Raw genomic sequence first — 24,406 nt, 5'->3', positions numbered from 1 at the left:
ATAAACTAGTCGTTCCGTCAAATTTACTATATTCTTTCCGTTTCTACCCACGGTTTAGGCGTAATCGTCGGCCGTTTTTCCAAAAACCAAGACCAATGACCTCTTTTGCTGTACAGATGAGGTTATAAGCCCGATAACACGTACTTACTAAAGGAAATGATTTATTAACAGTTTATGGCTGATTTATAGCATGTTAAACGATGTTTAGCTTCGTCAGCGCATCCCAGAGTACCACGCCGGCCGCCACCCCCACATTCAAGGAGTGCTTGGTGCCGAACTGCGGAATTTCGACGGCAACATCGCACAGCGCCAGCACGGCGTCTTCCACCCCAAACACTTCGTTGCCCAGCACTAAGGCCAGCGGCCGCCCGGTTTCTGGTTGGAACTGCGGCAACGGGACACTGCCAGTGGTTTGCTCGACGGCGGCCACCTGGTAGCCGGCGGCTTTGAGGGCGGCCACGGCCGTCACGGTTTCGGCGGCGTATTCCCAAGCCATGGATTCTTCGCTGCCCAGCGCTGTTTTGGTGATTTCGCGGTGCGGCGGGCGCGGCGTGTAGCCGCAGAGGTAGATTTTTCCCAAGGCAAACGCGTCCGCCGTGCGGAAAATGGCGCCCACGTTGTGCATGCTGCGCACGTTGTCGAGCACCAAAACCACGGGGCTTTTGGGCGTACTTTTGAAGTCATCGACCGAGGCCCGGTTCAGCTCGGCCATTGTGAGTTTTCGCATCGGGCAAAGATATTCCCGTAGGAACGCGCCACGGCGCGTTCGGCGTTTACACGATGCCATCGCCAGCCAGTAAAATCCGGTTGTTCTGATTATTCCAACGATTGAACGCGCCGTGGCGCGTTCCTACCCTTTTTGCCTTGCCTGCACCCAAAAAAGAATTCGTCATCAAATCCGTCGGCCCCGACCACTTCACCGTGCCCATCCCGGCCGTGAGTGAAACGCCGCTGATGAAGCAGTATTACCAGCTCAAGCAGCAGCATCCGGGCGCGGTGCTCCTGTTCCGGGTCGGCGATTTTTATGAGACGTTTGGCGAAGATGCCGTCACGGCCGCCCGCATTCTCGACATCACGCTCACCAAGCGCGGCGCCGGCAGCAGCAGCGAAGTGGCCCTGGCCGGCTTCCCGCACCACTCGCTCGACAACTACCTGCCCAAGCTGGTGCGCGCCGGCCAGCGCGTGGCCATCTGCGACCAGCTCGAAAACCCCAAGGAAGCCAAGGGCCTGGTGAAGCGCGGCATCACCGAGCTGGTGACGCCCGGCGTGAGCATGCACGACAACGTGCTCGAACGCCGCTCGAATAACTACCTCTGCGCCATTCATTTCGGCAAATCCGAAGCCGGTATTTCCTTTCTTGATATCAGCACCGGCGAGTTTCTTGCCGCGCAGGGCACGCTCGATTACCTAGGCAAGCTGATGCAGAATTTCAGCCCCGCCGAGGTGCTGTTCTGCAAGAAAAGCCGCTCTGAGTTTGAGCAAAACTTTGGCCCCGACTATTGCACTTACGCACTCGATGACTGGGTTTTCGGGGCCGACTACGCCCATGACACCCTCACGCGCCACTTCCGCACCACCTCGCTCAAAGGATTTGGCGTCGATAACCTGAAAGAAGGAGTTATCGCAGCCGGCTGCATCCTGCACTACCTCGCCGAAACCAAGCACACCGACATCCAGCACATCGCCAGCCTCGGCCGCCTGGAGGAAGACAAGTACGTGTGGCTCGACCGTTTCACGGTGCGCAACCTGGAGCTGGTGCAGGCCCAGCACCCGGGCGGCGTGCCCCTCATCGACGTGCTCGACCAGACCCTAACCCCCATGGGCGCCCGCCTGCTGCGCAAGTGGATAGTGCTGCCCCTGAAAGAAGTAAGCCAGATTCAGCGCCGCCTCGACACCGTGGCCGCGCTGGTGGCCGACGAGGAGTTGCTCGGCGACCTCACCCAGCACCTGCGCCAAATCAACGACTTGGAGCGCTTGATTTCCAAAGTCGCCGTGCGCCGCGTGAACCCGCGCGAGCTACTCCAGCTGGCCCGCGCCCTCGAAGCCGTGGCCCCCATGCGCGAGCGACTGGCCGCTTCCGGCGTGCGCGCTCTGGTAAAACTGGCTGAACAACTGAATCCCTGCGCTACTCTACGCCAGGAAATCTTCGCTAAAATCAAGCCCGACGCGCCCATCCTCACCAACCAGGGCGGCGTGCTGAATAGCGGCGTCGATGCCGAACTGGACGAGCTGCGCGCCCTGGCCTTTTCGGGCAAGGATTTCCTGTTGCAGCTCCAGATGCGGGAGCAGCGCAATACCGGCATCTCGTCGCTGAAAGTGGCCTACAACAAGGTGTTTGGCTACTACCTCGAAGTTACCAATGCCCACAAGGACAAGGTGCCCGCCGAGTGGATTCGCAAGCAGACGCTGGTGAATGCCGAGCGCTACGTGACCGAGGAGCTGAAAACCTACGAGGAAAAAATCCTCAACGCTGAGGAAAAGCTCTTCGTGATTGAGCAGCGCATCTACAACGACCTGGTGCTGGCCGCGCTCGATTTTGTGCCCCAGATTCAGCAAAACGCCCGTGCTATTGGCGTGATGGACTGCCTGGCCAGCTTCGCCCTCACGGCGCGGCAACAGCGCTACGTGCAGCCCGTGGTGAACGATGGCACCCTACTCGACATTAAAGCCGGCCGCCACCCCGTCATCGAACGCCAGCTGCCGCCCGGCGAAAGCTACATCCCGAACGACATCTGCCTCGACCAGGACGAGCAGCAGATTGTGGTGATAACCGGCCCCAACATGGCTGGTAAATCGGCCCTGCTGCGCCAGACGGCCCTCATCGTGCTGCTGGCCCAAATCGGTTCCTTCGTGCCCGCTAATGCGGCCACCGTGGGCATCATCGACAAAATTTTCACCCGCGTGGGTGCTTCCGACAACCTGAGCAAGGGCGAAAGCACCTTCATGGTGGAAATGACCGAAACCGCTTCTATTCTGAATAACCTTTCGGACAGAAGCCTGGTGTTGATGGACGAAATCGGGCGCGGCACCAGCACCTACGACGGCATCAGCATTGCCTGGGCCATTGTGGAGCACCTGCACAACAACCCCCGCGCCAAGGCCAAAACCCTCTTCGCCACCCACTACCACGAGCTCAACCAACTGGCCGACGACTGCGCCCGGGTGCGCAACTACAACGTGGCCGTGAAGGAAGCCGACGGGCGCATCCTATTCCTGCGCAAGCTCCAGCCCGGCGGGTCCGAGCATAGCTTTGGTATCCACGTGGCGCGGCTGGCGGGCATGCCCGCCAGCGTAGTGCTGCGTGCCAACGAAATCATGCACCACCTCGAAGTGGAGCGCACCAGTGCCGGGGCCGAGGACGGTGTGCCAACGGAGTTCGATGATGTGCTGGCCGGCATTGAGCCCAACGGTGGCGGCAGTCGTGCAGGCATGGCCGTGCCGCCGCCCCGGGAGCCGGCCCAGCCCAGGCCCCGCGCTACCACGGCCGTGGCTACTGCGCCGCGTGCTCAGCTTAGCATCTTCGAGCCGTCCGACCCGGCCCTGGAGCGCATCCGCGAGCTGCTCCAGCACCTCGATGTGAACACGCTCACGCCCATCGAAGCGCTGATGAAGCTGAACGAGTTGAAGCTGACGTTAGGGAAAGGATAATTTTTTCAGCCTGAAAATGAAGCAAAAAGGCATCGGTAGGAAGAAATTCCACTTTTGCCCCTTGCGTCGCTAAAAAAAGGCCTTACCTTTGTCGAACCATTCAGCGCTACGGAATTCGCCGCAGTACTGAACCTCCTGCGAGAGTAGCTCAGTTGGTAGAGCGCGACCTTGCCAAGGTCGAGGTCGCGAGTTCGAACCTCGTCTCCCGCTCCAAGAATTAAAACGCTGTCTTCGGGCAGCGTTTTTTGTTTGAAAGCAAACCCGGAAAAATTTTGGTTAATTTTGGCCGATGCCAGCCGCGCCGGAGTGGTGGAATGGTATACACGAGGGACTTAAAATCCCTTGCCTTCACGGGCTTACGGGTTCGAGTCCCGTCTCCGGTACCAAAAACCCCCTTTACGATATGGTAGAGGGGGTTTTATTGATTTCGGGGGCACAATAGGGCGCAAGTGATTGTCTTTGCTGTCCCATCAATTTGAATGATTGTACTGGTCTTGGCTTAACTTTAGACCATGAGAGTATTGTCGATGGTGTTTACTGCGCTCCTATTTTCGACTGCTTGCAGCAAAAAGCAGGAACCCCAGCCAAGTGCTCCCAGTGCAGTGGTGACCTTTTCCGATTCCAAAGGCATTCCACAGGAGGTGACGGGTTTTAAGTCCCTATTCGTGGGGCTGTATTTATCGCCTACTCCCACCACGAGCATCACCACCAAAGCCACATTTATAGGCGTATACCTTTCCAACGGCCGGAAACTGGAAATCAACTACCCTTTTGCAGGCAACGACTTTCCGGCTGTTGGGCCGGTTACATTGGCCCCCTTCATTACAGTTTCCTACGTCGACACACAATACGGGGTTAGCTACGTGAATCACGCCGATGTGGCAACGGGCACGTTGCAAGTGGAAAGCGCCACGCCACGGCTGGTGAGCGGCACTTACACTGGGCCCGTTGAACTTGGGGGCCCTACGGTGAAAGTTGCTTTCAAGAATGTGCCGGTTGACTAGAGGCTGTTAATGGCGAAATGAACAAATGGATGGATGAAAATTCCCGCCTTGCCTGTCCGCATGATGTGAACGGCGTAGAATAAGCGTTTGCCGTGCCTTATTTAACGCAGATTATTACTGGAACCATAGCCGCTATGCCTATGTATAGGGGCCAATCATCCCGCTTATCAACATGGAAGTAGCCAATCACACGCTGGCCGAAGCCACTACCACCGCTCCCTTTATTGACTACGCTGTTTGTGTAGACGACAGCAACCGTCCGCCCAAGCACGTCGGCGACTGGCCCGTGAAGGGCCAGGTGTATCCGGTGCGGGTGACGGAAGGAAAGGCCGAAGGTTCCGACCTGGTGCACGTGCTTGGCTTCTTGGGAGAGGCGCCGTATTTCAACGCTTTTGCTCCGCACCGCTTTCAAATCTTCGAGCGGGTATGGCTGAATTAGCAGCCCGTTTCCGCTTGCTTTTAAACCCCGATGGTATTCATGTGGTGGGGCTTATTTTCTCCCACATCGCATTGCACTAGGCAACAATATTGGGTTAATGACGACTGCCTCGGCGCTTGATACTTCTTGGTTTGTTCCGCTTCGTTATCCAAAAAGGCCCTTCACCGTGATGTGAAGGGCCTTTTTCATGTTGTCCATTACGCTGGCACGTCTATTATATGAATTAGCGCTATGGATTTACCTGTGTTGACAGGTGTAGGAAAGCACTTTGTAGTCCTTCGCCGCTGACTTCCAGGGTAATGTCGCCGGGTTTGTTGGCGGCTTGGACGATGGCGACGAGCTGACCGGAGAAGGCATGCATTTGGGGCTGGTGAAAGGGTTCGAGGCAGGTGGGGTCGCCGTTGCCCACGGCGCGGAAGCGGCCGGCGCCGCTCACCTTCATGCGCAGCTGGGTGGTGGCCTCGGGGCAGCGGGTGCCTTGCGCGTCCACCACGCTGGCGGTTACGTAGGCCAGGTCCTGGCCGTCGGCAGCCAGCGTGGGGCGGTTGGGCACGAGCGTGATGTGGTGCGGCGCGCCAGCGGTGCGGACGGTTTCTTCGGCTACGGCCTTGCCCTGGGCATCGTAGGCCACTACTTTGAGGGTGCCGGGCGCGTATTTCACGTCGTTCCACATCAGGCGGTAGCGGGTCTGGGGCTTGTCTGATGGGCCTTTGGTTTGGCGGCCCTGGCTTTGGCCGTTCACAAACAGCTCGGCCGAGGGGTAGCTGGTGTAGCAAAACACCGGCGTGGTCTGGCCTTCGCGGCCGGGCCAGGTCCAGTGGGGCAGCAGGTGCAGGGTGGGCTGGGCGGTGTTCCAGCGGGCACGGTAGAGGTAGTACCGGTCTTTGGGCATGCCCGCCAGGTCCAGCATGCCAAACATGGAGCTGTGCGAGGGCCACTTTTCATCGTAGGGCGTGGGCTCGCCCAGGTAGTCGAAACCGGTCCACACAAACTCGCCCAGCACGTTGGGCATATCGTCCTGCTGCACAAACTCCTCATCGGGCGTTTGCGACCAGCTGCAGAATTCCAAATCGTAGGAGGACGACTGGTTGTCGGCGTACTTCTTCTCCTTGGCCATCACTACCGGAAACTTGTACACGCCCCGGCTGCTGACGGTGGACGCCGTTTCGGAGCCCAGCAGGAAGCCCTGGGGCAGCTTGTTCAGGGCCTCGGCGTAGCGGTGGGGCTTGTAGTTGAAGCCGGGAACATCGAGCACGGCCGCCATGCCGTACTTGAAATCGTCGTCGAAGCGGTCCATGCCCGCGGCTACCGGGCGGGTGGGGTCTTCGCGGTGCACAATGTCCTGGAGGCGCTTGGCCAGTACGGGGCCGTTGGGGTTGCTTTGGTCGGGCACCTCGTTGCCGATGCTCCACATAATGACACTGGGATGGTTGCGGTCGCGGTGCACCATGTTCACCAGGTCCTTTTCGGCCCACGCGTCGAAGTACTGGCTGTAGCCGTTCTTGACTTTGGGCGACTTCCACTCGTCGAAGGCTTCCACCATGAGCATCAAGCCCATTTCGTCGCAGAGCTGGACCAGCTCGGGCGCGGGCATGTTGTGCGACGTGCGAATGGCGTCGCAGCCCATGTCCTTGAGCAAAGTTAGCTGGCGGCGCAGGGCAGCCGTGTTCACGGCCGTGCCCAGGGGCCCGAGGTCGTGGTGGTTGCACACGCCCTTGAACTTGCGCGGCTGGCCGTTCAGCAAAAAGCCCTTGTCCTTGGCAAACGTGAAAGACCGGATGCCAAACGAAGTGCGGTACTCGTCCTTCAGCACCTGCCCCGCATAGAGCTTGGAGGCCGCCGTGTAGAGCACCGGCGTTTCCGGCGACCACAGCTTGGGCTGCGGCACCGCCAGGGTTTGGTCAAAAGTCGGCTGGTCAGTAGGGGCCAGCGTGCTGGTGCTGGTGGCCAGCACCTTGCCTGCCGCGTCCTTGATTTCGGTGACGAGGCGCAGCGCCTGGCGGCTACCAGCTGGCGCTTCCACCTGGGTGCGCAGCCGCACCCGGGCCGCTTGCGCCGTGATTTCGGGCGTGGTGAGGGTGGTGCCCCACACCGGAATATGCACGTCGTTGGTCACAATCAGGTGCACATTGCGGTAGAGGCCGGCGCCGGGGTACCAGCGCGCCGATTCGGGCTGGTTGCGCAGGCGGATGGCCAGCGTGTTGGGGCCCTTGGCTTGCAGGGCGCTGGTGATGTCGAAGGAAAACGAGTTGTAGCCGTAGGGCCAGGCGCCCACTTCCCGGCCGTTGACGAAAACGTGGGCGTCGCTCATGGCGCCGTCGAACAGCAGCACGGCCCGCTGCCCCGGCCCGAAGCCCGGCACCAGTAGCTGCCGCCGGTACCAGCCCGTGCCCACAAACGGCAGCCCGCCCGTGCGGCCGGCTTTGAGGGTGGCCTGCTGCTCGTTGTTCTGCTCAATGCGGACTTTCTGGAGGTCGTTGTTGCCGTCGAAGGGGCCGTAGATGGCCCAGTCGTGCGGCACGCTCACCGCCTGCCACTTCGTGTCGTTGAAATCGGGCTTGGCCGCATCGGCTACGTCGCCCTTGCTGAATTTCCAGTCGCTGGTCAGCTGGTATTCGCGGCGGGTTTGGGCGGCCAAAGGTGAAACAATAGAAGCGGCCAGGCACAGCAGTATACTTCGGCGCGCAAATGAAAAGGGGGAAAAAGACATCCGTTTGTTTAACTAATTTTTTACTCAACTACGATTTTGCGATTGGTCAGCTGGCCGCTAATCTGCCGCTTCACCAGGTAAGCGCAGGCGGCCCAATGGCCCAAAGTAACTTGCCGATTACCGGCTTGCACTTCATTGGCTGCCGAGCGCGCCAAACGGCCTGCGCTCGGCATGACCGGCTAGAGCGACCAACTGCCTGGCGCTGGGGCTGTAGCGCGGGCTTGAACAATACCCGAACACTACGGGGACGGGAACTACAAAGTCCGCGCTACTTCCAGGGCGGAATGTCAATAGGTGAGCAGCCTCCGTATATCGCGCTGCCCGCCGTGGCTGATGTACAATAAGTAGACCCCCGGCGCCAAGGCGTTGCCAAGCTCAAGCACCATCGTGTGCGGGCCGACGGCCTGTGGCTGTGCGGGCAGGGCCAGTACTTGCTGGCCCGTCAGGCTGTGTAGGGAAAGCTGCACCGTTTCGGGCTTGGTCAGCGTGTAGCTGACGGTGCATTGGTGACTGGCAGGGTTGGGGAATAGCTGGGCCTCAAGCGCGCTGGCCGTACCGGCGCGGGTAGCCGTGGCTTGGTTCGACACAAACTCCACGTCGTCGAGGCTGGCAGTTTCGCCGACGTGGGCATCTGAGCGCAGCCCGATTTCGCACTGCCCGTTCGTGACGGTGATGTTGTTGACCACCACCCGCACCCAACTGCCGTTGGTGTTGGTGATGTTGGCATTCAGCTCCGGGCCGCCGAAGCCGTTGGCGTAGAGTTGGCACACGTTCTGGCCGCCCGTGCTCTGGGCCCAGGCGCGCAGGGTGTAAGTGCCGTTCGGTACGTTGCCAAGCAACTGGTAGGTGCGCACCTGGTAGGCCGTGGCTTTCTGGTGCGCGAGCTGGAAGAGGCTGGCCTGACCATAGTACTGGGTGAGGTCGGCATCGGCGTCGCCGGTGCCGGAGGCGGTGCTCCAGCCCAGCGGCGTTTGGGTGGGGGCCGTGTACTCGAAGCCGGGGTTGTACACCAGCCCGTCGGAAGGCGGCGTATTCCGAAAGGCATCCATGGCCACGGTGGGTTGGCCGTTGCTTGCCCAGGCGCCCAGGCCATAGCCCATCCAGTTGTAGGCTTCGGGCTCCCAGTACATCACGCCCAAGCCTTTGTTGCCGGGCACGGCGCGGGTTTTGGCCATGAGGTCGAGTAGCATTTGGCGGGTGGGAATGGGCGCGTTGGCCGGCATGCCGGTTTCTACTACCATCACCTCTTTGCCGGGGTAGCGGCTCACCAGGTCGTTCATGTTGGCCTGGCACTGGGCCGTGAGGGTGGGCCAGTTGGCCGTGGTGGGGTAGAGCGACATGCCGATGACATCGTACCGCGCCCCGTTCACGGCCAGGCCGTCGAATACATTGCGGAAGTAGCTGTTGTTGTACCCGTTGGAAATGTGCACGACGACCTTGCTGCTAGGGTTCACGGCCTTCACGGCCGCGTAGCCCTGGTCAATGAGCTGGGCAAAGTTTTGCGGGTTGGTGCTGCGGCGGCCATCGGGCCAGAGCATGCCGTCGTTGGTTTCGTTGCCTACCTGCACCCATTCCGGCACAATGTTGTTGTCTTTCAGCGAGTCCAGTACGTCGTAGGTGTGGTTGTAGAGCGCTTGCTTCAACTGCGCGAAGGTGAGGCCGGCCCAGGCAGCGGGCTTGTTCTGCTGGGCAGGGTCGGCCCAGCTGTCGCTGTAGTGAAAGTCAATCAGCAGCCGAAAGCCCCGGTTTCGCGCCCGAATGGCTTTGGCGATGACGTCGTTTTTGCCGTTCCAGCCGCCGGTCGGGTTCACCCACACCCGCAGCCGGACGGTGTTCATGTCGTAGTCGTGCAGGATTTGCAGCAAGTCCTGCTGCACCCCGGCCGCGTTGTAGAACACCCGGCCCGAGGCTTCCATCTGCGTCAGCCAACTGATGTCGGCGCCTTTGGCAAACGTGCCGGGCTGCGCCAGCACACGGCTACTAAAAGCTGCCAGAGCGGCCACCAGTAACAAAAGTAGAAGTTTGTTTTTCATAGCTTTAACGGCAACTAGTTACTTGGCCTTGTTCCTGGGTTTAGAAGTAGGTTTGGGTGCTCGTTTAGGCGCAGCCTTTGGCGCGGGCTCGTCCAGAAAGGCATTCAGGGCGGCCGTGGGCTTGCCGTCGGCACCCCAAGCGCTTAGGGCGTAGTGGCTCCAGCTTTTCGCACCTTCGGGCTCCCAATAGAATACGCCCAGCCCCTTGCCGCCGGGCACGGCGCGCACGGCCTGCTGCACGGCCACCAGCATGGCGTAGGTGTCCTGCACGGCGGTGTCCTCGCCGCCCACTTCGGCCACTATCACCTCTTTGCCATAGCGGGTCGCCATGCCCTTGAGGTTGGCCCGGAGGCTGTCAATGGATTCTTTGTAATTCTGTTTCAGCCAGTACGGGTAATACGACATGCCAATCACATCGAACCGGCCGCCGTTCTGGGTGAGGTTGTCGAAAAACCACCGGTACAGTCCGCCGTTGTTGCCCCGGTCCAGGTGCACCACCACTTTAGAGGAAGGGCTGACGGCCTTGATGGCCTCGTAGCCCTTGTTGATGAGCTGGGTAAGCTGCGGAAAATTCTTGGTGCTGCCGTCGGGCCAGAGCATGCCGCCGGGAATTTCGTTGCCCACCTGCACCCATTCGGGCGTCACGCCGGCCGCCTTCAGCAGGGTCATCGTGCCGAAGGTGTGGTCGTACACATCGGTCAGCAGCTGCGGAAACGGGTGGCTGGCCCAGGCGGCGGGCTTGGCTTGTTTGCCGGGGTCGGCCCAGGTGTCGCTGTAGTGAAAGTCAATCATCACCCGAAAGCCCAGGGCGGTGGCCCGCTTGGCCATGGCCGTCACTTCGGCGGGGCTGCAATGGCCGCTGGCCTTGTCGTCGGAAGGATTGACGAACACGCGCAGGCGGATGGAGTTGATACCCTTGGCTTTGAGAATCTGGAAACAATCCTGGGCCACGCCCTGGTCGTTGTAGAAAACGTAGCCGGTGGCCTCCATCTGCTGGAGCCAGCCCACATCGGCCCCTTTGGCAAAGGCCTGCGCCGTGGCGGCCAACGGGGAAACCAAGGCCAGGCAAAAGGCGACGCCGAAAAAGAGCGCCGCCCGAACAGCGGCCAGAGAGAAGGGTTTCTTCATTGTTGGGTGGGATGAGATGAGAAACGAGTAGGCAAGAAACCCGGTAGATGCCCGGCAGCAGCCAGCCGATAGCCAGCCATTTTCTCGGCAGACAAGAGCACAAAACTATCACATGGGCCAGCCAAAGAGCGGGGAAATAGATATAAAAGCAGGAGGTAATCGGTAAAAATGCCTTTGCGGCTGGCTTTGGGGTGAAATCAAATTTTGCCGGATGGTTCGGTAGGATGGTCGAAATCGCTGCCCTCATCGCCACCTGCCAACTGTTCCCGGCCCTGCCAAAGCAGCAGCTCTGTGAACTCGCCGGAATTAAGAGGACCGATTTTGAGGATGGCTGAAAAATGTGGCTACTTACTCAGCGGAACGCATGAGGCGGTTGTTTGGATTCATCTTTCTGCTCGCGGAGGTGGCAGGCCTCTGCGCTGGGGCACAGAATGTGCTCAACGAACTGACCGTGAACGATGGCCTGCATCCCAGCAACGCCGAAGTCGTGACCCAAGACCAAGCCGCTCCGCACGAAGTAAAAGGCCTTCAAACCGGCGCCGACGACTACGTCAATAAGCCCTTCATCCCCAAATACTCCGGGTAAAGGTGATAGCCATTCTGCGCAACCGGGGCAAGCTGCGCGAGTTTTACCTGCGCCACCTGTTGCGCGAGCCCACCGAAGTCATTATTCCGGAGGCCGACAAGCTCATTCTGGAAAGAGCCAGACGCTTCTCTGCCGGCGCATCAAAAGCACTACCGGGCAGTTGGCCGGCGGGTGTCGGACATGGCCTGCCAGATGGGCATGCAGGACCCGAAGCACTTCCGCACCGTGTTCCAAGCCCTGTACAAAAGAATGCTCTCCGAATACGGCAGGCAGCACCGCTGTGCAGAGGCAACCCGACGGGCCGTTACTTTTTCAGCACCAGGTAGCCGTAGGCCGGCAGCGAAACGGAGGCGCTGAGTACCACCGTGCCGCCTTGCAGCGCATCGGTCCAAGTGGTGCCGACGAGGGCAGCCGGCACGGAATAGGTGGTGGCAGTATTGCGCACATTGACCATGACAAAAGCCTGGTCCGTCCCGGACGTTTTGGTGAAGGCGCACACGTTGGTCGAGCTGTAGGGCGTGGGCGTGCCCGAGCGCAGGGCCGGGCTGGCGGCCCGCACGGCCAGCAGCTGCTTGTAGGCGCGCGTCACGTCGGGGTGGGCGCCCCACTGCACTTTCACGGAGGTGAACGGGAACGGGATGGCAGTTGTCATGCCCGCTTCCTGGCCGTTGTACACGAAGGGAACCCCTTTATAGCAGGAGGCAATGACGAAGGCCGACATGGCGCCGGCGTTGCCGTAGAACAGCGAAAAGGGCGTGCCATCGGAGCCGTTTACGTCGTGGTTGGTGGTGTAGCGCACCACTTGCTGCGTGCCCGTAGCGCCGGTGTACTCGCTGGTGTTCAGGGCATCGAAGGTGACGGCCGAATACCCGCTGCGGTACACGTTCTTGAGGCCGCCGTAGAAGCTGAAGCCAAAGTTGTAGTCGAAGCCCGAGGTGAAATTGGCGCTGCGGTTGCCTTCGGCCAGCAGCAGCAGCTTGTGCGTCTTCACGGTGCGCAGGGTATCGGTGACTTGCTTCCAAAAGTCATTCGGCTGGTAGTCGGCGTAGTCGCAACGGAAGCCGTCGACGTTGGCCGTGAATACCCACGACTTTATCGCCGAAATCATTTCGGCCCGCATATAAGCGTTGTTGAAATCGAGCTGGGCCACGTCGTTGTAGGTGGTGCCGTTGTTCGAAACCGGCGTAATCGCCCCGGCCGTGTTGTGCACGTACCAGTCCGGATGGGTCGTAATCCAGCCATTGTCCCAGCTGGTGTGGTTGGCCACCCAGTCCAGCATCACGGCCAGCCCGCGGGCGTGGGCGGCGTCTACCAGGGTGCGCAGGTCGGTCAGGGTCCCAAACTCGGAGCCCACGGCGCGGTAGTCCTTCACGGCATAGGGCGAATTCACCGATTTGCTGTCGGTGCCCACCGGGTAAATAGGCATGAGGTACAGCACATTCGCCCCAATGGCCTTGATGGAATCGAGCCGGGCCGTGACGCCCGCGAAGTTGCCGGCCTGGCTGAAAGCCCGCATGTTCACCTGGTAAATCACCGCGTCTTCCCGGTTGGGCACTCCGGTAAAAGGCGTGCCGTATTGCGGGGGGGTAGCAGTGGAAGGAATAACGGGAGGAACATACGGAGCCGGCGCGTCGGACGAGCTGTCTTTGCAGCCCGCCAGCAGGCCAAGCGACAACACCACAACCAGGATATTCTTCAAGGTAATTCTGCTAGACAGCATGGGGTAAAGGGTATAATGCAAGTGAAAACCGGAATTAAAATGCAAAGTAAGGGTTGGCCCTGGCAGGGGTTATTTAATAACCGGTTTGAAGCTCACGGCTGCTCCGCCGCCAGGGGCCAGCTGCAGGGTGAGGGAAGAGCGGCTGTCAACCACCTGCCTGGTTATGCGGTAGGCCATCGGGTTTTTCAGCCAGTCGGCGCCTTTGCCGTCGGCGTAAATGGTGGCCTCGTAACGCTGGCCCGGCGTTAAAAAATTCAAGCTAACAGGTTGTTGGCGGGAATTTTCGTCGGTGATGCTGCCAAGGTACCACTCGTCTTTGCCTTTGGCTTTGCGCACGGTGGTGAGGTAGTCGCCAGGCTCGGCCGCCAGAATGCGCGTGTCGTCCCAGTCCACGGGCACATCCTCAATGAACTGGAAAGCATCAAGGTGCTGGTTGTAGGCCTCGGGCAGGTCGGCGGCCATTTGCAGGGGCGAGTACATGGTCACGTACAGCGCCAGTTGCTTGGCCAGGGTGGTGTGCACCTGCTTGCCCTGGTTGCGGGCCGGGTTCCAGTCGTCGAGCTTGATTTGGAAGATGCCGGGCGTGTAGTCCATGGGGCCGCCCATGAGGCGGGTGAAGGGCAGAATGGTTTCGTGCTCGGGCGGGTTGCCACTGCTCCAGGCGTTGAACTCGTTGCCGCGGGCGGCTTCGTTGGCCAGCCAGTTGGGGTAGGTGCGGTGCAGGCCGGTGGGGCGCACGGCCTCGTGCATGTCGACCATGATGTGGCTGGCGGCCGTGAGCTGGGCCGTGTGCACGTAGTGGTTCACCATCCACTGGCCGTCGTGGTGCTCGCCGCGCGGAATGATGCGGCCCACGTAGCCGGTTTTCACCGCGTCGTAGCCGTGGTCGCGCATGAAGCGGTAGGCGGCATCCTGGCGCCGCTCGTAGTTGGTGACGGAGGCGCTGGTTTCGTGGTGCATGATGACTTTCACGCCCTTGCCGGCGGCGTAGCGCTGCAGCTCGTCCACGTCAAAATCGGGATAGGGCGTCACGAAGTCGAAGACTTCTTCCTTCCAGTTATTGGCCCAGTCTTCCCAGCCCACGTTCCAGCCCTCCACCAACACGCCGGGGATGTGGTGCGCAGCGGCAAAGTCGATGTAGCGTTTTACGTTGGCGGTGTTGGCGCCGTGGTGGCCGTTGTTTTTCAAGGCGTTCCAGTTGGTGCCGGCCAGCTTGAGGTTGCTGGTGTCGGCGTAGTTCCAGCTGGCGCGGTTGACGTGCATCTCCCACCATACGCCCACAAATTTCTGCGGATGAATCCAGCCGGTGTCGGGCAGCTTGCTGGGCTCGTTCAAGTTCAGGATAAGCTTGCTGGCCAGCACGGCCGGGGCGTTGTCGGCCACCACGATAGTACGCCAGGGCGTGTGCTCCGGCGCCTGCAAATACGCCTTGGCCCCCGTGCCGGTGGCGTCGGGCACGAGTTGGCTGGTGAGGCAGAAGGTATGCGTATTCACGTTCAGGAACATGGCGGGGTAGTTCACCAGCGCCGCTTCGTGAAGGTTGATGTACAGCCCGTCGTCCGACTTCAGCATCAGCGGCGTCTGCACCCGAGTGGCGGGCGCTTTCTGCTGAATGGCCGCAATGGGCGTGGTGTTCACCTCGCTCACGCGGCTGGTGGTGTAGGCGTATTCGTTGGAGTCGTAGTCGCCCGGAATCCAGAAGGCTTTGTGGTTGGCGGGCAGGTTGAACTCGGTGTGCTCGTCCTGCACCGTGAAGTAGGCCAGGCCGGGCTGCGCCGGCACTTCGTAGCGAAAGCCCACGCCGTCGGCGAATACGCGAAACACCACGTCCAGCCGCCGGCCGTTGGCCGCTGGCTGGCGCAGGTGCACCGTGAGCTGCTGGTAGTGGTTGCGAATGGTTTTGACCTCGCCCCACACCGGCTGCCAGCTCTCGTCCACGTCTTGGGTTTCGCTGCCCACCAGCACCAACGGTCCGTCAAAGCCCCGGCCATCGGCAAAAGCCAAACCCAGCCGGGACGGCTCGACGACCGTTTTGGCGCCGTAGGCCACGGCGTAGGTCGGGTGGCCATCGGGGCCAAGGGCAAAGGTTAGGTCGACTTTATCGAGGCGGGCGTGGACGGGCGCGGTGGTTTGGGCCGAGGCGCCAAATTCGCCCATCACTAGCGCTGCTGCCAACAGGATAGTTCTCATGGTCAATTTTCAGTTCCGGGAGCTGCGCTGCCCTACGCGCCGCTGGTGGTCCGGCAGTTGCTTGGTTAAAATCAGGTACTCAAAGGGCCGAAGGCTCAGCGGGCTGCTCAGGGAAGTTGGCGAGCCACCAAAGGCGTTGCGCCAGCCCGTGGGGGCCAGGGTGCCGGGTAGTTGGTACTGCACCGCTGCATTGCGCAGGTTGGCCAGCACCAGCACGGTTTCCGCACCGGCGGTTTTGGTGAAAGCGCACACGTCATCGCTGCTGTACGAGGCCAGCGCGCCGTTGCGCACGGCGTTGCTGCCGTTGCGAAACCGGATGAGTTGCTTGTACTCGGCCGTCAGGGCCGGGTTGGGCGTCCACACAATGGGTTTGCGCGGCCCCATAAAGGGCACCCGCTCGGCGTGGCCCACCTCCTGGCCGTTGTAAATCATGGGCACCGCTTTCATGTAAGCCGCCACCACAAAGGCGGCCATCGCGCCCCGCAGGCCGCCAAACAGCTGCTGGGGTGTGCCGTCCCAGGCATTGATGTCGTGGTTGGAAGTGTAGCGCACCATCCGGGCGTTGGCCGGGGCGTTGCGGTAGTTGGCGGCGTTGACGGAATCGATGAGCTTGACGCTTTTGCCTTTTGCAAAAATGTCGCCCTTCATCACGTTCATAAAGCCAAAGTCATAGCACAGGTCGAAACCGCTTTGGAGGTAATATTTCTTCTTGTCGCCCTCGGCCAGCATCAGCAGCTTGTGGCCGGGAATGGCGCGCAGGTTGGCCAGGGCTTTGACGAAAAATTCCTGGCTGGGGCCGTCGGCGTAGTCGAAGCGGTAGCCATCAATGTTGGCCGCCAACACCCAGTAGCGCAGGGCCTGCATCATGGCTGCGTGCACTTCCGGCTTGGCCCAGTTGAGCTGGGCAATGTCTTTCCAGTCGGGTATTGGGTTCACAATGGCGCCGGTAGCGTCGTGCACATACCAGTCGGGGTGCTCCGTTATCCAGGGGTGGTCGAAGCTGGTGTGGTTGCCCACCCAGTCGAGTATCACGGCCAGGCCGCGGGCGTGGGCGGCGTCAATCAGCGCCCGCAGGTCGGCCAGGGTGCCGAATTCCGGATTCACCGCCGTGTAATTCTGCACGGCAAAAGGCGAATCGACAGCCCGCACCTTGCCAATGGGGTAAATGGGCATCAGGTACACCACATTCACCCCCAGCGCTTTGATGGAATCGAGCCGGGCCACTACCGCTTTGAAGGTGCCTTCTTTGCTGAAGCCCCGCATGTTGACCTGGTAAATGGTCGCATTTCGGCCATCGGGTACGCCCGCAAAGGGCTTGCCATACGGCGCGGGGTCTGTGCTGGCTTTGCTGGTTGGTTGGGCTATGGCAGAACCCGCACAAGCCCAACCGGCCAACAGAGCCAAGAACAAGGAAAAGGTCGTTTTCTTCATTAAATATAGAACGAAGTGGAGACGCATTGTTTTGCGTCTCCACGTGGGCTTCGCTGGGCCTGGTTGGCCGGTGTTGGTTAATTGGCGCAGTTCCGGCCGTTCAACGACGAGCCGTCGAACGCGGTGCCTCTCCTTCGGCTGGCTCCTTCAGGCAGAGGGGTATTTGAGTAAAAGCAAAGCAGCCCGCGGCCCCGGACAAGCCCATGCCGTGGGCTGCCCGCTGCTACCGCCGCACCTCTACGCGGCGGCTGGTTACGCCGGCGGCCGTTTGCAGGCGCAGCAGGTACACGCCGTTGGCCACGTCGGCCAGCCCGAAGGTGAAGGTGGTGCCCGTGCCTTGCTGCTCGGCCACCACCTGGCCCAGCAGGTTGAGCAGCGTGGCCCGCACGGGGCCCACCGGCCCGGTCAGCCCGCCAAGCTGCACGGTGAGTTGGTCCGCCGCGGGGCTGGGATATACTGCTACTTCAGGGGCCGCTGCTGCCTTCGCGGTGGCCAGGGCCGTGGCCAGCGGCGCAAAGGCCACGCCCCGGAACGAGGTGTTGGCCGCCAGCGGCACGAAGGGCGCGGGCAGGGCCGTGGTGCTGGGTGCCACGTTGTAGCCGGCCTGGTCGGTGACGGTGTACAGGCCGCCGCCGCCGCTGGCAATCAGCTGCACGGCCGTGCCGGTGCGCTGGCCCGTGAGGCCGCGCAGCAACGCCGTGGTCGAGCCGCCGATGGTGCCGTTGAGCGTCCAGGTGCCGCCCACCAGGCTCCACTTCTGAATACCACCGGTGGCGTTGTCGTCGGTCACGTACACCACGTCCAGGCCGGGCACCGCAGTGCTCAAATCGGCGAAGTAGAAGCCGTAGGGGCTGGGGCCGGTGGCCGTGGGAAAGCCCGGCAGCAGCGTCACGGCCGCGCCGGCCGCCGTGGGCAGCCCGGTGCCAATCTGGTTCAGGCCGAAGTTGGAATTGGCGGCCGAGGTGGCGAAGAGGTTGCCGCCGGCGATGCCCAGGATGCGGAAGTTCACCACCGTGCCGCCGCTCAGGGCCGAGGTCGCGCCCGTGTTGCCAAAGGGCACGTAGCGGATGCCGCTATTGCCGCCCGACACGTAAAAGGCGCTGCCGTCGGTGCTGACGGCCGTGCGGATGTTGGAGCCGGAAAAGGCGTCGTTGATGCGCGTGTTCGTGTCCACGCTGCCGTCGGCGCCGATGCGGGCCACTAAGCGGTTGTTGGTCGTGCCGCTGTTGGTGGTGGTCACGACGCCGGCCGTGCCGGGCACGGCGTTGTAGCCGGTCAGCAGCAGGTAGCGGCCGTCCGCTGTGCGGGTGATGTTGTCGGAAGTGGCCGTGCCGCTGTTGGTGAAGGCGCGCACGGTGCCGTTGTCGGCCGTGGGCATGGCAATGCTGCGCACCAGCGTGCCGGTCAACGTGTACTCATCCACGAATTCGGGCGTGGCAGCGGTGGTCAGCGTGGCCGTGCCGTCGCCTACCCGCACCACGGCCACGTTGCCGGGCGTGAAAGCGGTAGCGTTGGTGGGCGACGATACCTGCTGATAAGCTATTTGCTCTAAAGCCACGGCTTGGGCGGGCGTCATGCCGAGGTCGGCGGCAGCCTGCTCGTTGGCGCCAAGGGTGCGTGGGTCCACGTTGGTAAGCTGATAAAACAGCACCAATGCGCTGAGGTAAGCGCCCGTGGTGCTGGGGTGCACGTAGTCCACGTTCCAGAGGTTGACTTTGGTGGGGTCGGGCGTGTAGGGGTTGCGGGTGGCTACCCCGGCCGTGATGGCGCGCAACCAGGCATCGCCCACCGAGGCCACGGCGGCGAAGCGGCCGTTCGCGGCGAATTCCCGGTAGTAGCCTTTGTGCAGGTCGGCCGTCATCGTGTCGATGGGGAAGCCCGTGTAGGGCTGGCCGCTCGGGTAAGTGAAATCGGGGCGGCCCCAGGTTTCGTAGAGGTACACCTGCGCGGCGGGGCTGGCCGTGTGAATGGCTTGCTCGAGCAGGTTGGCGTAGTTGTAAAACAGGGCCCGGCTGCCACCGCGGGCATCGGGCACCGGCCGGGTGCTTTGCTCCTGCAGCACCACCTTGTCCCAGCCCGGCTGTGCAATGGCCGACAACGCGCTGGTGTAATGAAACTGCAAGGATTTCCCGCTCACGGCCTCCGTCCGCACGTCGTAGTTCAACCCGGCCTGCACCGTGAACTTTTTGAAAATGCCGGGCACGCCGCCAAAAGCTGCCGTCATGCCCGCGTCGTGAGCGCGCGGGTCACCGGCGGGCAAGTTGTAGTTCAGGTCCGTGACGGCCCCGGAGTTGTAGTACAGCACCGGCGTGTACTGGCCATGCGTAAAGCTGTTGCCTACGAAGAGCACGCGGGTTTGGGCCTGCGCCGTGGCACTCAGGCCGAGCGCCGCAGCAGCCAGCCCAAATAGACGCCAAGCAGCCCGTGGAGTAAAGGAAGCGAGCATAAAGAAAAGGAAAAAGTGGGAACTCTAAAACTGGGGAATCAGCAATGCCGCGCCCGGGCATCCGCCAGTTTTTGGGCAGGTAAGCGAACTGGTCCCAACCGGAGTGAGCTGGCTGCGCTGCTTCCAGCAATCGTTTGGGGCGGGGAGGTGAGCAAAACTAGAGTCCTCTCCCGCCAGCTAAAGCTTGTCAAACCAGAGTATGAAAAATATTAATACCTGTTTGGCGTATTTATTTGATTTATAAGAAAATGAATAAAAAAAATCAGGCTGGAATATTAGCCTGATATAGTCCCTCGGCCCAACTTTTCTAACAAAAAATAGGGCCGAAGCCCTTTCGTCACTACCCGTAAACCGAACAATTTTCAACCACTCATCAGCTAAGCAGTGCCTCCGCGTTGCCGGCATAAAACGCAGTAAATGAGTGGACACTTACCCCTTGCATGGCACCGGCAACGATGGCATTTATCGGAGGTGAAAAAGGCCCCCGACCAGCCATAAACTCATACTGCCTGAATGGCCTGAATGCGAGCCTCGAACTCCTCATTCGGCAGCAGCGACCGATTCTTCACCCGCGTCTTGTAGGTGTAGATGGTGTTGATGGAGTAGCCCAACATCCGACTGATTTGCTCGCTATCGTCGATGCCCAACCGAATGAGGGCGAAGATGCGCAGCTCGGTGTTCATCAGCTGGTCCTCGGGCAACTGAATGCGGTCCTCTTCGCGAAAGAGGGCGTTGAACTGCGCAATGAAGTTGGGAAACAGCCGCAAGAACACCGTGTCGAAGCCCTTTAGTAGTTCGTTGCGCTCGGTTTTGATGTTCACACCGTCCACCAGCTTCTGCACGCCGGCGTATTGCTTACTGCCCAACAGGGCATCGACCCGCTTCTTGAGGGATTCGAGCTTATCGATGTACTGGGAGTTGTTGTGGAAGTAGTATCCAATGTATTCTTCCTTAATCTTATTAGCCTCGTTCAGGCCGCTATTCAGCTGGCGTAGCTCGTCGTTGCGCGCCGTCAGCTCCTGATTGGCAGCAAAAATAAGCTCGTCGGCCTTGCGCAGCTTGCGCAGTTGCCGGAAGCTCACGACCGCAAACCCAATAACGACACTGGTCAGCAGCGTCATGACAATAGCGTACGTTTTCAGCGACTTGCGCTGATTTTCAATGATGTTGATTTTCTGTCCCTCGATGATGGAAGAAACGTGGCTGATTTCAATCTGCCGCTGCCGGGCCTTGTAGAAGGCCGCGTCCTCGCGGGCTTCTCTGATGAAGGTGTAGGCGTTTTTGAGGTCGCCCTGCCGGTAGCAATAATCCGAGAGCTTGAAGATGGCCGTGGTTTCCTTCGTTGCCGTCTTCACATCGGCAATGGCCGAAACGAGCAGCAGTTCAAAGGCTTTCCCGGGCTGGCCGGCCAGCTCGTACACGTAAGCCGTGGTGCTGGCACTCACCGCCAGCTGGTGCAGCGTGAGGTGCGGCAAGCGCAGAATCTGACGATACACCGCCGCGCCCGCCGCTAAGTTGTTGGTCTTCTGCGCCCGAAACTCCTGTACCGACAGATAATCGTAGGAGCCGGGCCGGGCGTATAAGAGGGCCGTATCGGCGTAGGCCAGCGCTTTGGCGTAGTAGGCCGGCCGGTAGGTTTCGTCCTGGTTGAAATTGCCCAGGTCGCTGTAGGCGCGAGCCAGCAGAAAGTAAAAATTCTGCTTATCGGCGGTGGTCAGCTGGCTGGGGTCGATGCTGCCAAGCGTGTCAAATGTCTCCTTGAACAAGCCCGACGAGAGCAGTACGAAAGCCAGCCTGAGCTTGGCTACTTCAATTTTTTCGGGGCTGCGCAGTTGGGTGGCCAGTTGCGTGATGCGCTGGCAGTAAGCAAAGGCCGAATCGTATTTAAAGGCCTTGTACTCTTCATAAATGCGTAGGCCCAGGTCGAATTTCGTGTTATCGTTCACCTCAGAAGAGGCGAAATCGGCCGTGAGTACGGCAATGCGGTTCAAACGCTGCCCATCATACTCTTTTTTATGGGCCAGTGCTTTGTTCAGTTCCGTCAGCAAGCTGTCGGTCGGGCTTGTGCCAGCTATAGCGTAAATTGGCCAGGCGCTGAATAGGAAAGCACAAAGGGCACGTAAGAACTTCACCGGACAGAACGGGTAACCTTATGAGGCAGGCAGGTGCCAAAAGTAGTAGGTGAAGCGGTTTTGTGCGTCCAGCAGGCCCGTCATGCCGAACGCAGCGGCGCATCTATAGCGCTTCGTTGATACGTGCTGCAAGCCAAGTGCTTCCATGCGCTCAGCGTGACGCTCAGGGGCTTTTCCAGCACATGCTAATCGGATGCGGGGAGCCCATACCCAGTCCGGAAAAGAACATAAAGACCGGCGACGGGCAGGGGACTCACGACAAAATCCAGAAAATCGCGGCTGATGCCGTACGCCCACGCCGCCCCCGTGAGCTTGCTTAGTACCACCATGGCTACGAAAAGCACCAGCGCCCCGAGGTACAAGCGGAGCGCCAAGTGCCATTGTGCCAGCGTGGGCAGCAGCAGCCGGAGCAGCAGCAGGCAGAGGCCCACGTAAAGCCCCGAATAGGTGGCCGCCGCTGGCAGAAACCGCGCCGATAAGTTGTTGCCCAGCCCGTGCTGCAGGGCTTCGGTCTGCTGGCGCAGGCCGGCCGCGGCCAGCCCCTGACGCCATAGCGCGGTGAAAAAAAGTATCAGGGTATCATTGTAAACGCCAACCAGCAGCAGGGCCAGCAGCAGCAAGGCAACCAACGTCCACCGGGCAATCGGCGGCAGGTGGCGGGTAGGCGCTTGGTCAGGCACGGATGGTCAGGCTGGGCTCGGCATTGCCCGGCTGCCCCGGAACTGCCAGGCGGCGTGCCCACAACATCCACAGGCCGAAAATGCAGGCGTACACCACAAAAGTGAAGGTGTAATGGTGGTTGAAGTCGACGGACCCATAAGCGTAGGTGTGGTTGATGGCCAAAGCGGCTATTCGCAGCACATTAAGCCCCCAAATGAGGGCAATGCCCAAGGGAATAAACCACAGCTTGCGCAGCCAGGGCCCCGGAAAAGCCAGCACAAAGCCCATAAACAACACGTAGAGCACCAGTCCATTGCACGGGCCAAACATGATGACGGACGGCTGCCCGTTCATCAGTACCAGGTTGGCTTTTGTGCTGTCTACGGCCGCGTGAAAGCCCATCGCCCGCAACACCGCCACACTGGCACTGGTAATCTGGTTGCAGAGCGCCGCATCGAGGCGCCCATCCACGGCCAGCCAGTGCTCATAGCCAAAAAACCAAACCAGATACATGGCCACCCCCACCAGCACAAAGCGGAGCAGCAGCCGTTGACCAGCTACAGATTGGCTGAATGGAAGAGAAGGGGGCATGAATCAGGAGAGTGAGGAGCGGCGGCGATAGCACTTATTCAGCAAGAGGAAGCTGCTGCCGCGGTACGCCTTGTGCGCTGCTTATGCTTTTTTGCGGCGGCCGCGCAGGTGCCTGATGCCATACGCAACGCCGCCGGCCAGAAGTAAAGAAACCCCCCCGTCGAGGGGAGTCGCTGTCGGGCTGGGGGCGGGCCCACCGGTTTGAGCGAGTACTACTTCGCCAAAAGCCACTACAAGCAGCAACGCGGGCAATAAACGGTTTAGAAAAAGTAATTTCATGTGCGAAAGCCGGAAACGTGGATGAAAAGCCGCAGAATGTCAAGAATAGCAAATGTATAAGAATGTTCCAGATTATATCCCGATAGGTGAAGGAATTTATTGCCACCCTCCCAAAGAGCACTGCATGACTTGCGGCTGGCACGCATACGAAGAAAAGGGTGCACGGTTTTTAGCGAGGAGCTTAGCCAAAGAGGTAGTGTTGGGAAGCCATCGAGTCCCTCCCTGGTGCGCTACGTGCCCCCTTGTGCCTACCTTGCGGCTGTTGTTTTCGTTTGTTGTTGCTTATGCTGCCTGCTTCCACTGCGCCCTTAGGGCCCGATTCTCCGCCCGATTATCGTCCCCTCATTCGCCAGGTCTTTGTTGAGATGGGCAAGGTTGTGGTGGGCCAGCAGCCCCTGCTCACCCGCTTGCTCATTGGCTTGTTCACGGGCGGTCATATCCTGCTCGAAGGCGTGCCGGGGCTGGCCAAAACCCTGACCATCTCCACGCTGGCCAAGGTGTTGCACCTGCATTTTCAGCGGGTTCAGTTCACGCCCGACCTGCTGCCGTCCGACTTGGTGGGCACCATGATTTACAACCAGAATCAGTCCATCTTCGAAGTGAAGAAAGGGCCAATATTCGCCAACCTCGTGCTGGCCGATGAGATAAACCGCTCGCCGGCCAAAGTGCAAAGTGCCCTGCTCGAAGCCATGCAGGAGAAGCAGGTCACCATCGGCGATACCACCTACCTGCTCGACTTGCCTTTTCTGGTGCTGGCCACCCAAAACCCGGTGGAACAGGAGGGCACCTACCCCTTGCCCGAGGCCCAGGTCGACCGCTTCATGCTGAAGGTCCACGTCGATTACCTGAAAAAAGCCGATGAGCTGGAAGTCATGCGCCGCATGGCCAACCTCAGTTTTGTGGAAGACGTGCAGCCGGTGCTTACCCAGGCAGATATATTCGGCATCCGCCAGCAAATCAACCAGGTACAGATTTCCGAAACGCTGGAAAAATACTTGATTGAGCTGGTGTTCGCTACCCGTCGGCCAGCTGACTACGACCTGCCCGAATTTGCCCAGGCCGTACAGTTTGGGGCCAGCCCACGCGCCAGCATTGCCCTGCACCGCGCCTCAAAAGCGGTGGCCTACCTCGAAGGCCGCGACTATGTGCTACCCGAAGACATCAAAGAAGTCGCCACCGACGTTCTAAACCACCGCATTCTCCTCACCTACGAGGCCGAGGCTGACGGCATCCGTACGCAGGATTTGATTGAGGCCATCCTGCGCAAAGTGCCCATCAGTTAGACCTGAGAAAAAATCGGACGACGCGCCGGGTAATTAAGCTCAGAGCACAAAAAAAGGGCTGGCCCGGGGTGGGCCAGCCCTTTTTGGGTCGTGGGGCCGGCGGGGCCCTATTCGACGACGAGGCGC

The 24,406-nt window shown here is 60.4% G+C and carries 18 protein-coding genes and 2 tRNA genes; 8 read left to right on the top strand and 12 right to left on the bottom strand.

Features of this window, described 5'->3' with window-relative positions; genetic code table 11:
• Positions 1 to 193: 193 nt before the first annotated feature.
• Complete coding sequence (locus tag JKL48_RS00095) at positions 194 to 727, bottom strand: RNA methyltransferase (protein WP_201977164.1); 534 nt, start codon at positions 725 to 727, stop codon at positions 194 to 196.
• A gap of 227 nt (positions 728 to 954) precedes the next feature.
• On the opposite strand from JKL48_RS00095, the gene mutS reads away from it, so the two are divergent.
• The 5 genes from mutS (at position 955) to JKL48_RS00070 (ending at position 5,091) form a co-directional block, all read left to right on the top strand.
• The gene (mutS, locus tag JKL48_RS00090; RefSeq protein ID WP_201977572.1) at positions 955 to 3,648 is read left to right on the top strand and encodes a DNA mismatch repair protein MutS; all 2,694 of its coding nucleotides are present in this window, start codon (positions 955 to 957) and stop codon (positions 3,646 to 3,648) included.
• Between the two features lie 137 nt (positions 3,649 to 3,785).
• Positions 3,786 to 3,861: transfer RNA gene (locus JKL48_RS00085), tRNA-Gly, on the top strand.
• Between the two features lie 87 nt (positions 3,862 to 3,948).
• Positions 3,949 to 4,034: transfer RNA gene (locus JKL48_RS00080), tRNA-Leu, on the top strand.
• 216 nt (positions 4,035 to 4,250) lie between these two features.
• Complete coding sequence (locus tag JKL48_RS00075; RefSeq protein WP_201977163.1) at positions 4,251 to 4,652, top strand: hypothetical protein; 402 nt, start codon at positions 4,251 to 4,253, stop codon at positions 4,650 to 4,652.
• Positions 4,653 to 4,824: 172 nt separating this feature from the next.
• Entirely contained in the window at positions 4,825 to 5,091 is a 267-nt protein-coding gene (locus JKL48_RS00070; RefSeq protein WP_201977162.1) for a hypothetical protein, read from the top strand.
• Between the two features lie 229 nt (positions 5,092 to 5,320).
• On the opposite strand, the gene galB is transcribed toward JKL48_RS00070, so the two are convergent.
• The 3 genes from galB to JKL48_RS00055 all read right to left on the bottom strand — a co-directional run bounded on the left by galB (position 5,321) and on the right by JKL48_RS00055 (position 10,962).
• On the bottom strand, positions 5,321 to 7,729 hold the full coding sequence (gene galB, locus JKL48_RS00065; protein ID WP_236668524.1) for a beta-galactosidase GalB: 2,409 nt from the start codon (positions 7,727 to 7,729) through the stop codon (positions 5,321 to 5,323).
• 359 nt (positions 7,730 to 8,088) lie between these two features.
• Complete coding sequence (locus JKL48_RS00060; protein ID WP_201977159.1) at positions 8,089 to 9,834, bottom strand: glycosyl hydrolase 53 family protein; 1,746 nt, start codon at positions 9,832 to 9,834, stop codon at positions 8,089 to 8,091.
• Between the two features lie 18 nt (positions 9,835 to 9,852).
• Positions 9,853 to 10,962: a glycoside hydrolase family 53 protein gene (locus JKL48_RS00055; protein WP_201977157.1), complete on the bottom strand. Its 1,110-nt coding sequence runs from the start codon at positions 10,960 to 10,962 to the stop codon at positions 9,853 to 9,855.
• A gap of 403 nt (positions 10,963 to 11,365) precedes the next feature.
• Between JKL48_RS00055 and JKL48_RS00050 the strand changes: the two genes are divergently transcribed.
• Both JKL48_RS00050 and JKL48_RS00045 read left to right on the top strand, forming a co-directional pair.
• A complete protein-coding gene (locus JKL48_RS00050) occupies positions 11,366 to 11,548 on the top strand; it encodes a response regulator (RefSeq protein ID WP_201977155.1) in 183 nt (60 codons plus the stop codon).
• 2 nt (positions 11,549 to 11,550) lie between these two features.
• Positions 11,551 to 11,874, top strand: coding sequence for a hypothetical protein (locus JKL48_RS00045; protein ID WP_201977153.1), 324 nt, complete (start codon positions 11,551 to 11,553; stop codon positions 11,872 to 11,874).
• Here the strand turns inward: JKL48_RS00045 and JKL48_RS00040 are convergent.
• The 8 genes from JKL48_RS00040 to JKL48_RS23685 form a co-directional block, all read right to left on the bottom strand.
• Positions 11,853 to 13,247 (bottom strand): alpha-amylase family glycosyl hydrolase, encoded by a 1,395-nt coding sequence (locus JKL48_RS00040; protein WP_236668523.1) that lies wholly within the window; start codon positions 13,245 to 13,247, stop codon positions 11,853 to 11,855. The genes JKL48_RS00045 and JKL48_RS00040 overlap by 22 nt on opposite strands.
• A 90-nt stretch (positions 13,248 to 13,337) precedes the next feature.
• The gene (locus JKL48_RS00035) at positions 13,338 to 15,458 is read right to left on the bottom strand and encodes a glycoside hydrolase family 97 protein (protein WP_201977149.1); all 2,121 of its coding nucleotides are present in this window, start codon (positions 15,456 to 15,458) and stop codon (positions 13,338 to 13,340) included.
• Between the two features lie 9 nt (positions 15,459 to 15,467).
• The gene (locus tag JKL48_RS00030; protein WP_236668522.1) at positions 15,468 to 16,889 is read right to left on the bottom strand and encodes an alpha-amylase family glycosyl hydrolase; all 1,422 of its coding nucleotides are present in this window, start codon (positions 16,887 to 16,889) and stop codon (positions 15,468 to 15,470) included.
• A gap of 223 nt (positions 16,890 to 17,112) precedes the next feature.
• Positions 17,113 to 19,335: a T9SS type A sorting domain-containing protein gene (locus tag JKL48_RS00025; RefSeq protein ID WP_201977145.1), complete on the bottom strand. Its 2,223-nt coding sequence runs from the start codon at positions 19,333 to 19,335 to the stop codon at positions 17,113 to 17,115.
• A 500-nt stretch (positions 19,336 to 19,835) separates the two neighbouring features.
• Positions 19,836 to 21,383 (bottom strand): DUF6377 domain-containing protein, encoded by a 1,548-nt coding sequence (locus JKL48_RS00020; protein ID WP_201977143.1) that lies wholly within the window; start codon positions 21,381 to 21,383, stop codon positions 19,836 to 19,838.
• 269 nt (positions 21,384 to 21,652) lie between these two features.
• On the bottom strand, positions 21,653 to 22,147 hold the full coding sequence (locus tag JKL48_RS00015) for an XrtX-associated membrane protein (RefSeq protein ID WP_201977141.1): 495 nt from the start codon (positions 22,145 to 22,147) through the stop codon (positions 21,653 to 21,655).
• Entirely contained in the window at positions 22,140 to 22,718 is a 579-nt protein-coding gene (gene xrtX, locus JKL48_RS00010; protein ID WP_201977139.1) for an exosortase X, read from the bottom strand. The genes JKL48_RS00015 and xrtX overlap by 8 nt, the downstream gene beginning before the upstream one ends.
• An 81-nt stretch (positions 22,719 to 22,799) precedes the next feature.
• Positions 22,800 to 22,997: a PID-CTERM protein-sorting domain-containing protein gene (locus JKL48_RS23685; protein WP_394368839.1), complete on the bottom strand. Its 198-nt coding sequence runs from the start codon at positions 22,995 to 22,997 to the stop codon at positions 22,800 to 22,802.
• A 284-nt stretch (positions 22,998 to 23,281) separates the two neighbouring features.
• Between JKL48_RS23685 and JKL48_RS00005 the strand changes: the two genes are divergently transcribed.
• Positions 23,282 to 24,280: an AAA family ATPase gene (locus tag JKL48_RS00005; protein WP_201977137.1), complete on the top strand. Its 999-nt coding sequence runs from the start codon at positions 23,282 to 23,284 to the stop codon at positions 24,278 to 24,280.
• Positions 24,281 to 24,406 lie beyond the last annotated feature (126 nt).

It is taken from the genome of Hymenobacter rubidus (assembly GCF_016734815.1).
Classification (GTDB): domain Bacteria; phylum Bacteroidota; class Bacteroidia; order Cytophagales; family Hymenobacteraceae; genus Hymenobacter; species Hymenobacter rubidus.
The sequence above is the reverse complement of the archived record's forward strand: the minus strand, read 5'-3'. Positions and strand labels throughout refer to the sequence as shown.

Excerpts from the sequence above, each read along its gene's own strand:
- JKL48_RS00035 (WP_201977149.1), bottom strand. The coding sequence starts at position 15,458 with ATGAGAACTATCCTGTTGGCAGCAGCGCTAGTGATGGGCGAATTTGGC.
- JKL48_RS00005 (WP_201977137.1), top strand. The coding sequence starts at position 23,282 with ATGCTGCCTGCTTCCACTGCGCCCTTAGGGCCCGATTCTCCGCCCGAT.
- mutS (WP_201977572.1), top strand. The coding sequence starts at position 955 with ATGAAGCAGTATTACCAGCTCAAGCAGCAGCATCCGGGCGCGGTGCTC.
- JKL48_RS00095 (WP_201977164.1), bottom strand. The coding sequence starts at position 727 with ATGCGAAAACTCACAATGGCCGAGCTGAACCGGGCCTCGGTCGATGAC.
- JKL48_RS00070 (WP_201977162.1), top strand. The coding sequence starts at position 4,825 with ATGGAAGTAGCCAATCACACGCTGGCCGAAGCCACTACCACCGCTCCC.
- JKL48_RS00055 (WP_201977157.1), bottom strand. The coding sequence starts at position 10,962 with ATGAAGAAACCCTTCTCTCTGGCCGCTGTTCGGGCGGCGCTCTTTTTC.
- JKL48_RS00060 (WP_201977159.1), bottom strand. The coding sequence starts at position 9,834 with ATGAAAAACAAACTTCTACTTTTGTTACTGGTGGCCGCTCTGGCAGCT.
- JKL48_RS00025 (WP_201977145.1), bottom strand. The coding sequence starts at position 19,335 with ATGCTCGCTTCCTTTACTCCACGGGCTGCTTGGCGTCTATTTGGGCTG.
- xrtX (WP_201977139.1), bottom strand. The coding sequence starts at position 22,718 with ATGCCCCCTTCTCTTCCATTCAGCCAATCTGTAGCTGGTCAACGGCTG.
- JKL48_RS00030 (WP_236668522.1), bottom strand. The coding sequence starts at position 16,889 with ATGAAGAAAACGACCTTTTCCTTGTTCTTGGCTCTGTTGGCCGGTTGG.
- JKL48_RS23685 (WP_394368839.1), bottom strand. The coding sequence starts at position 22,997 with ATGAAATTACTTTTTCTAAACCGTTTATTGCCCGCGTTGCTGCTTGTA.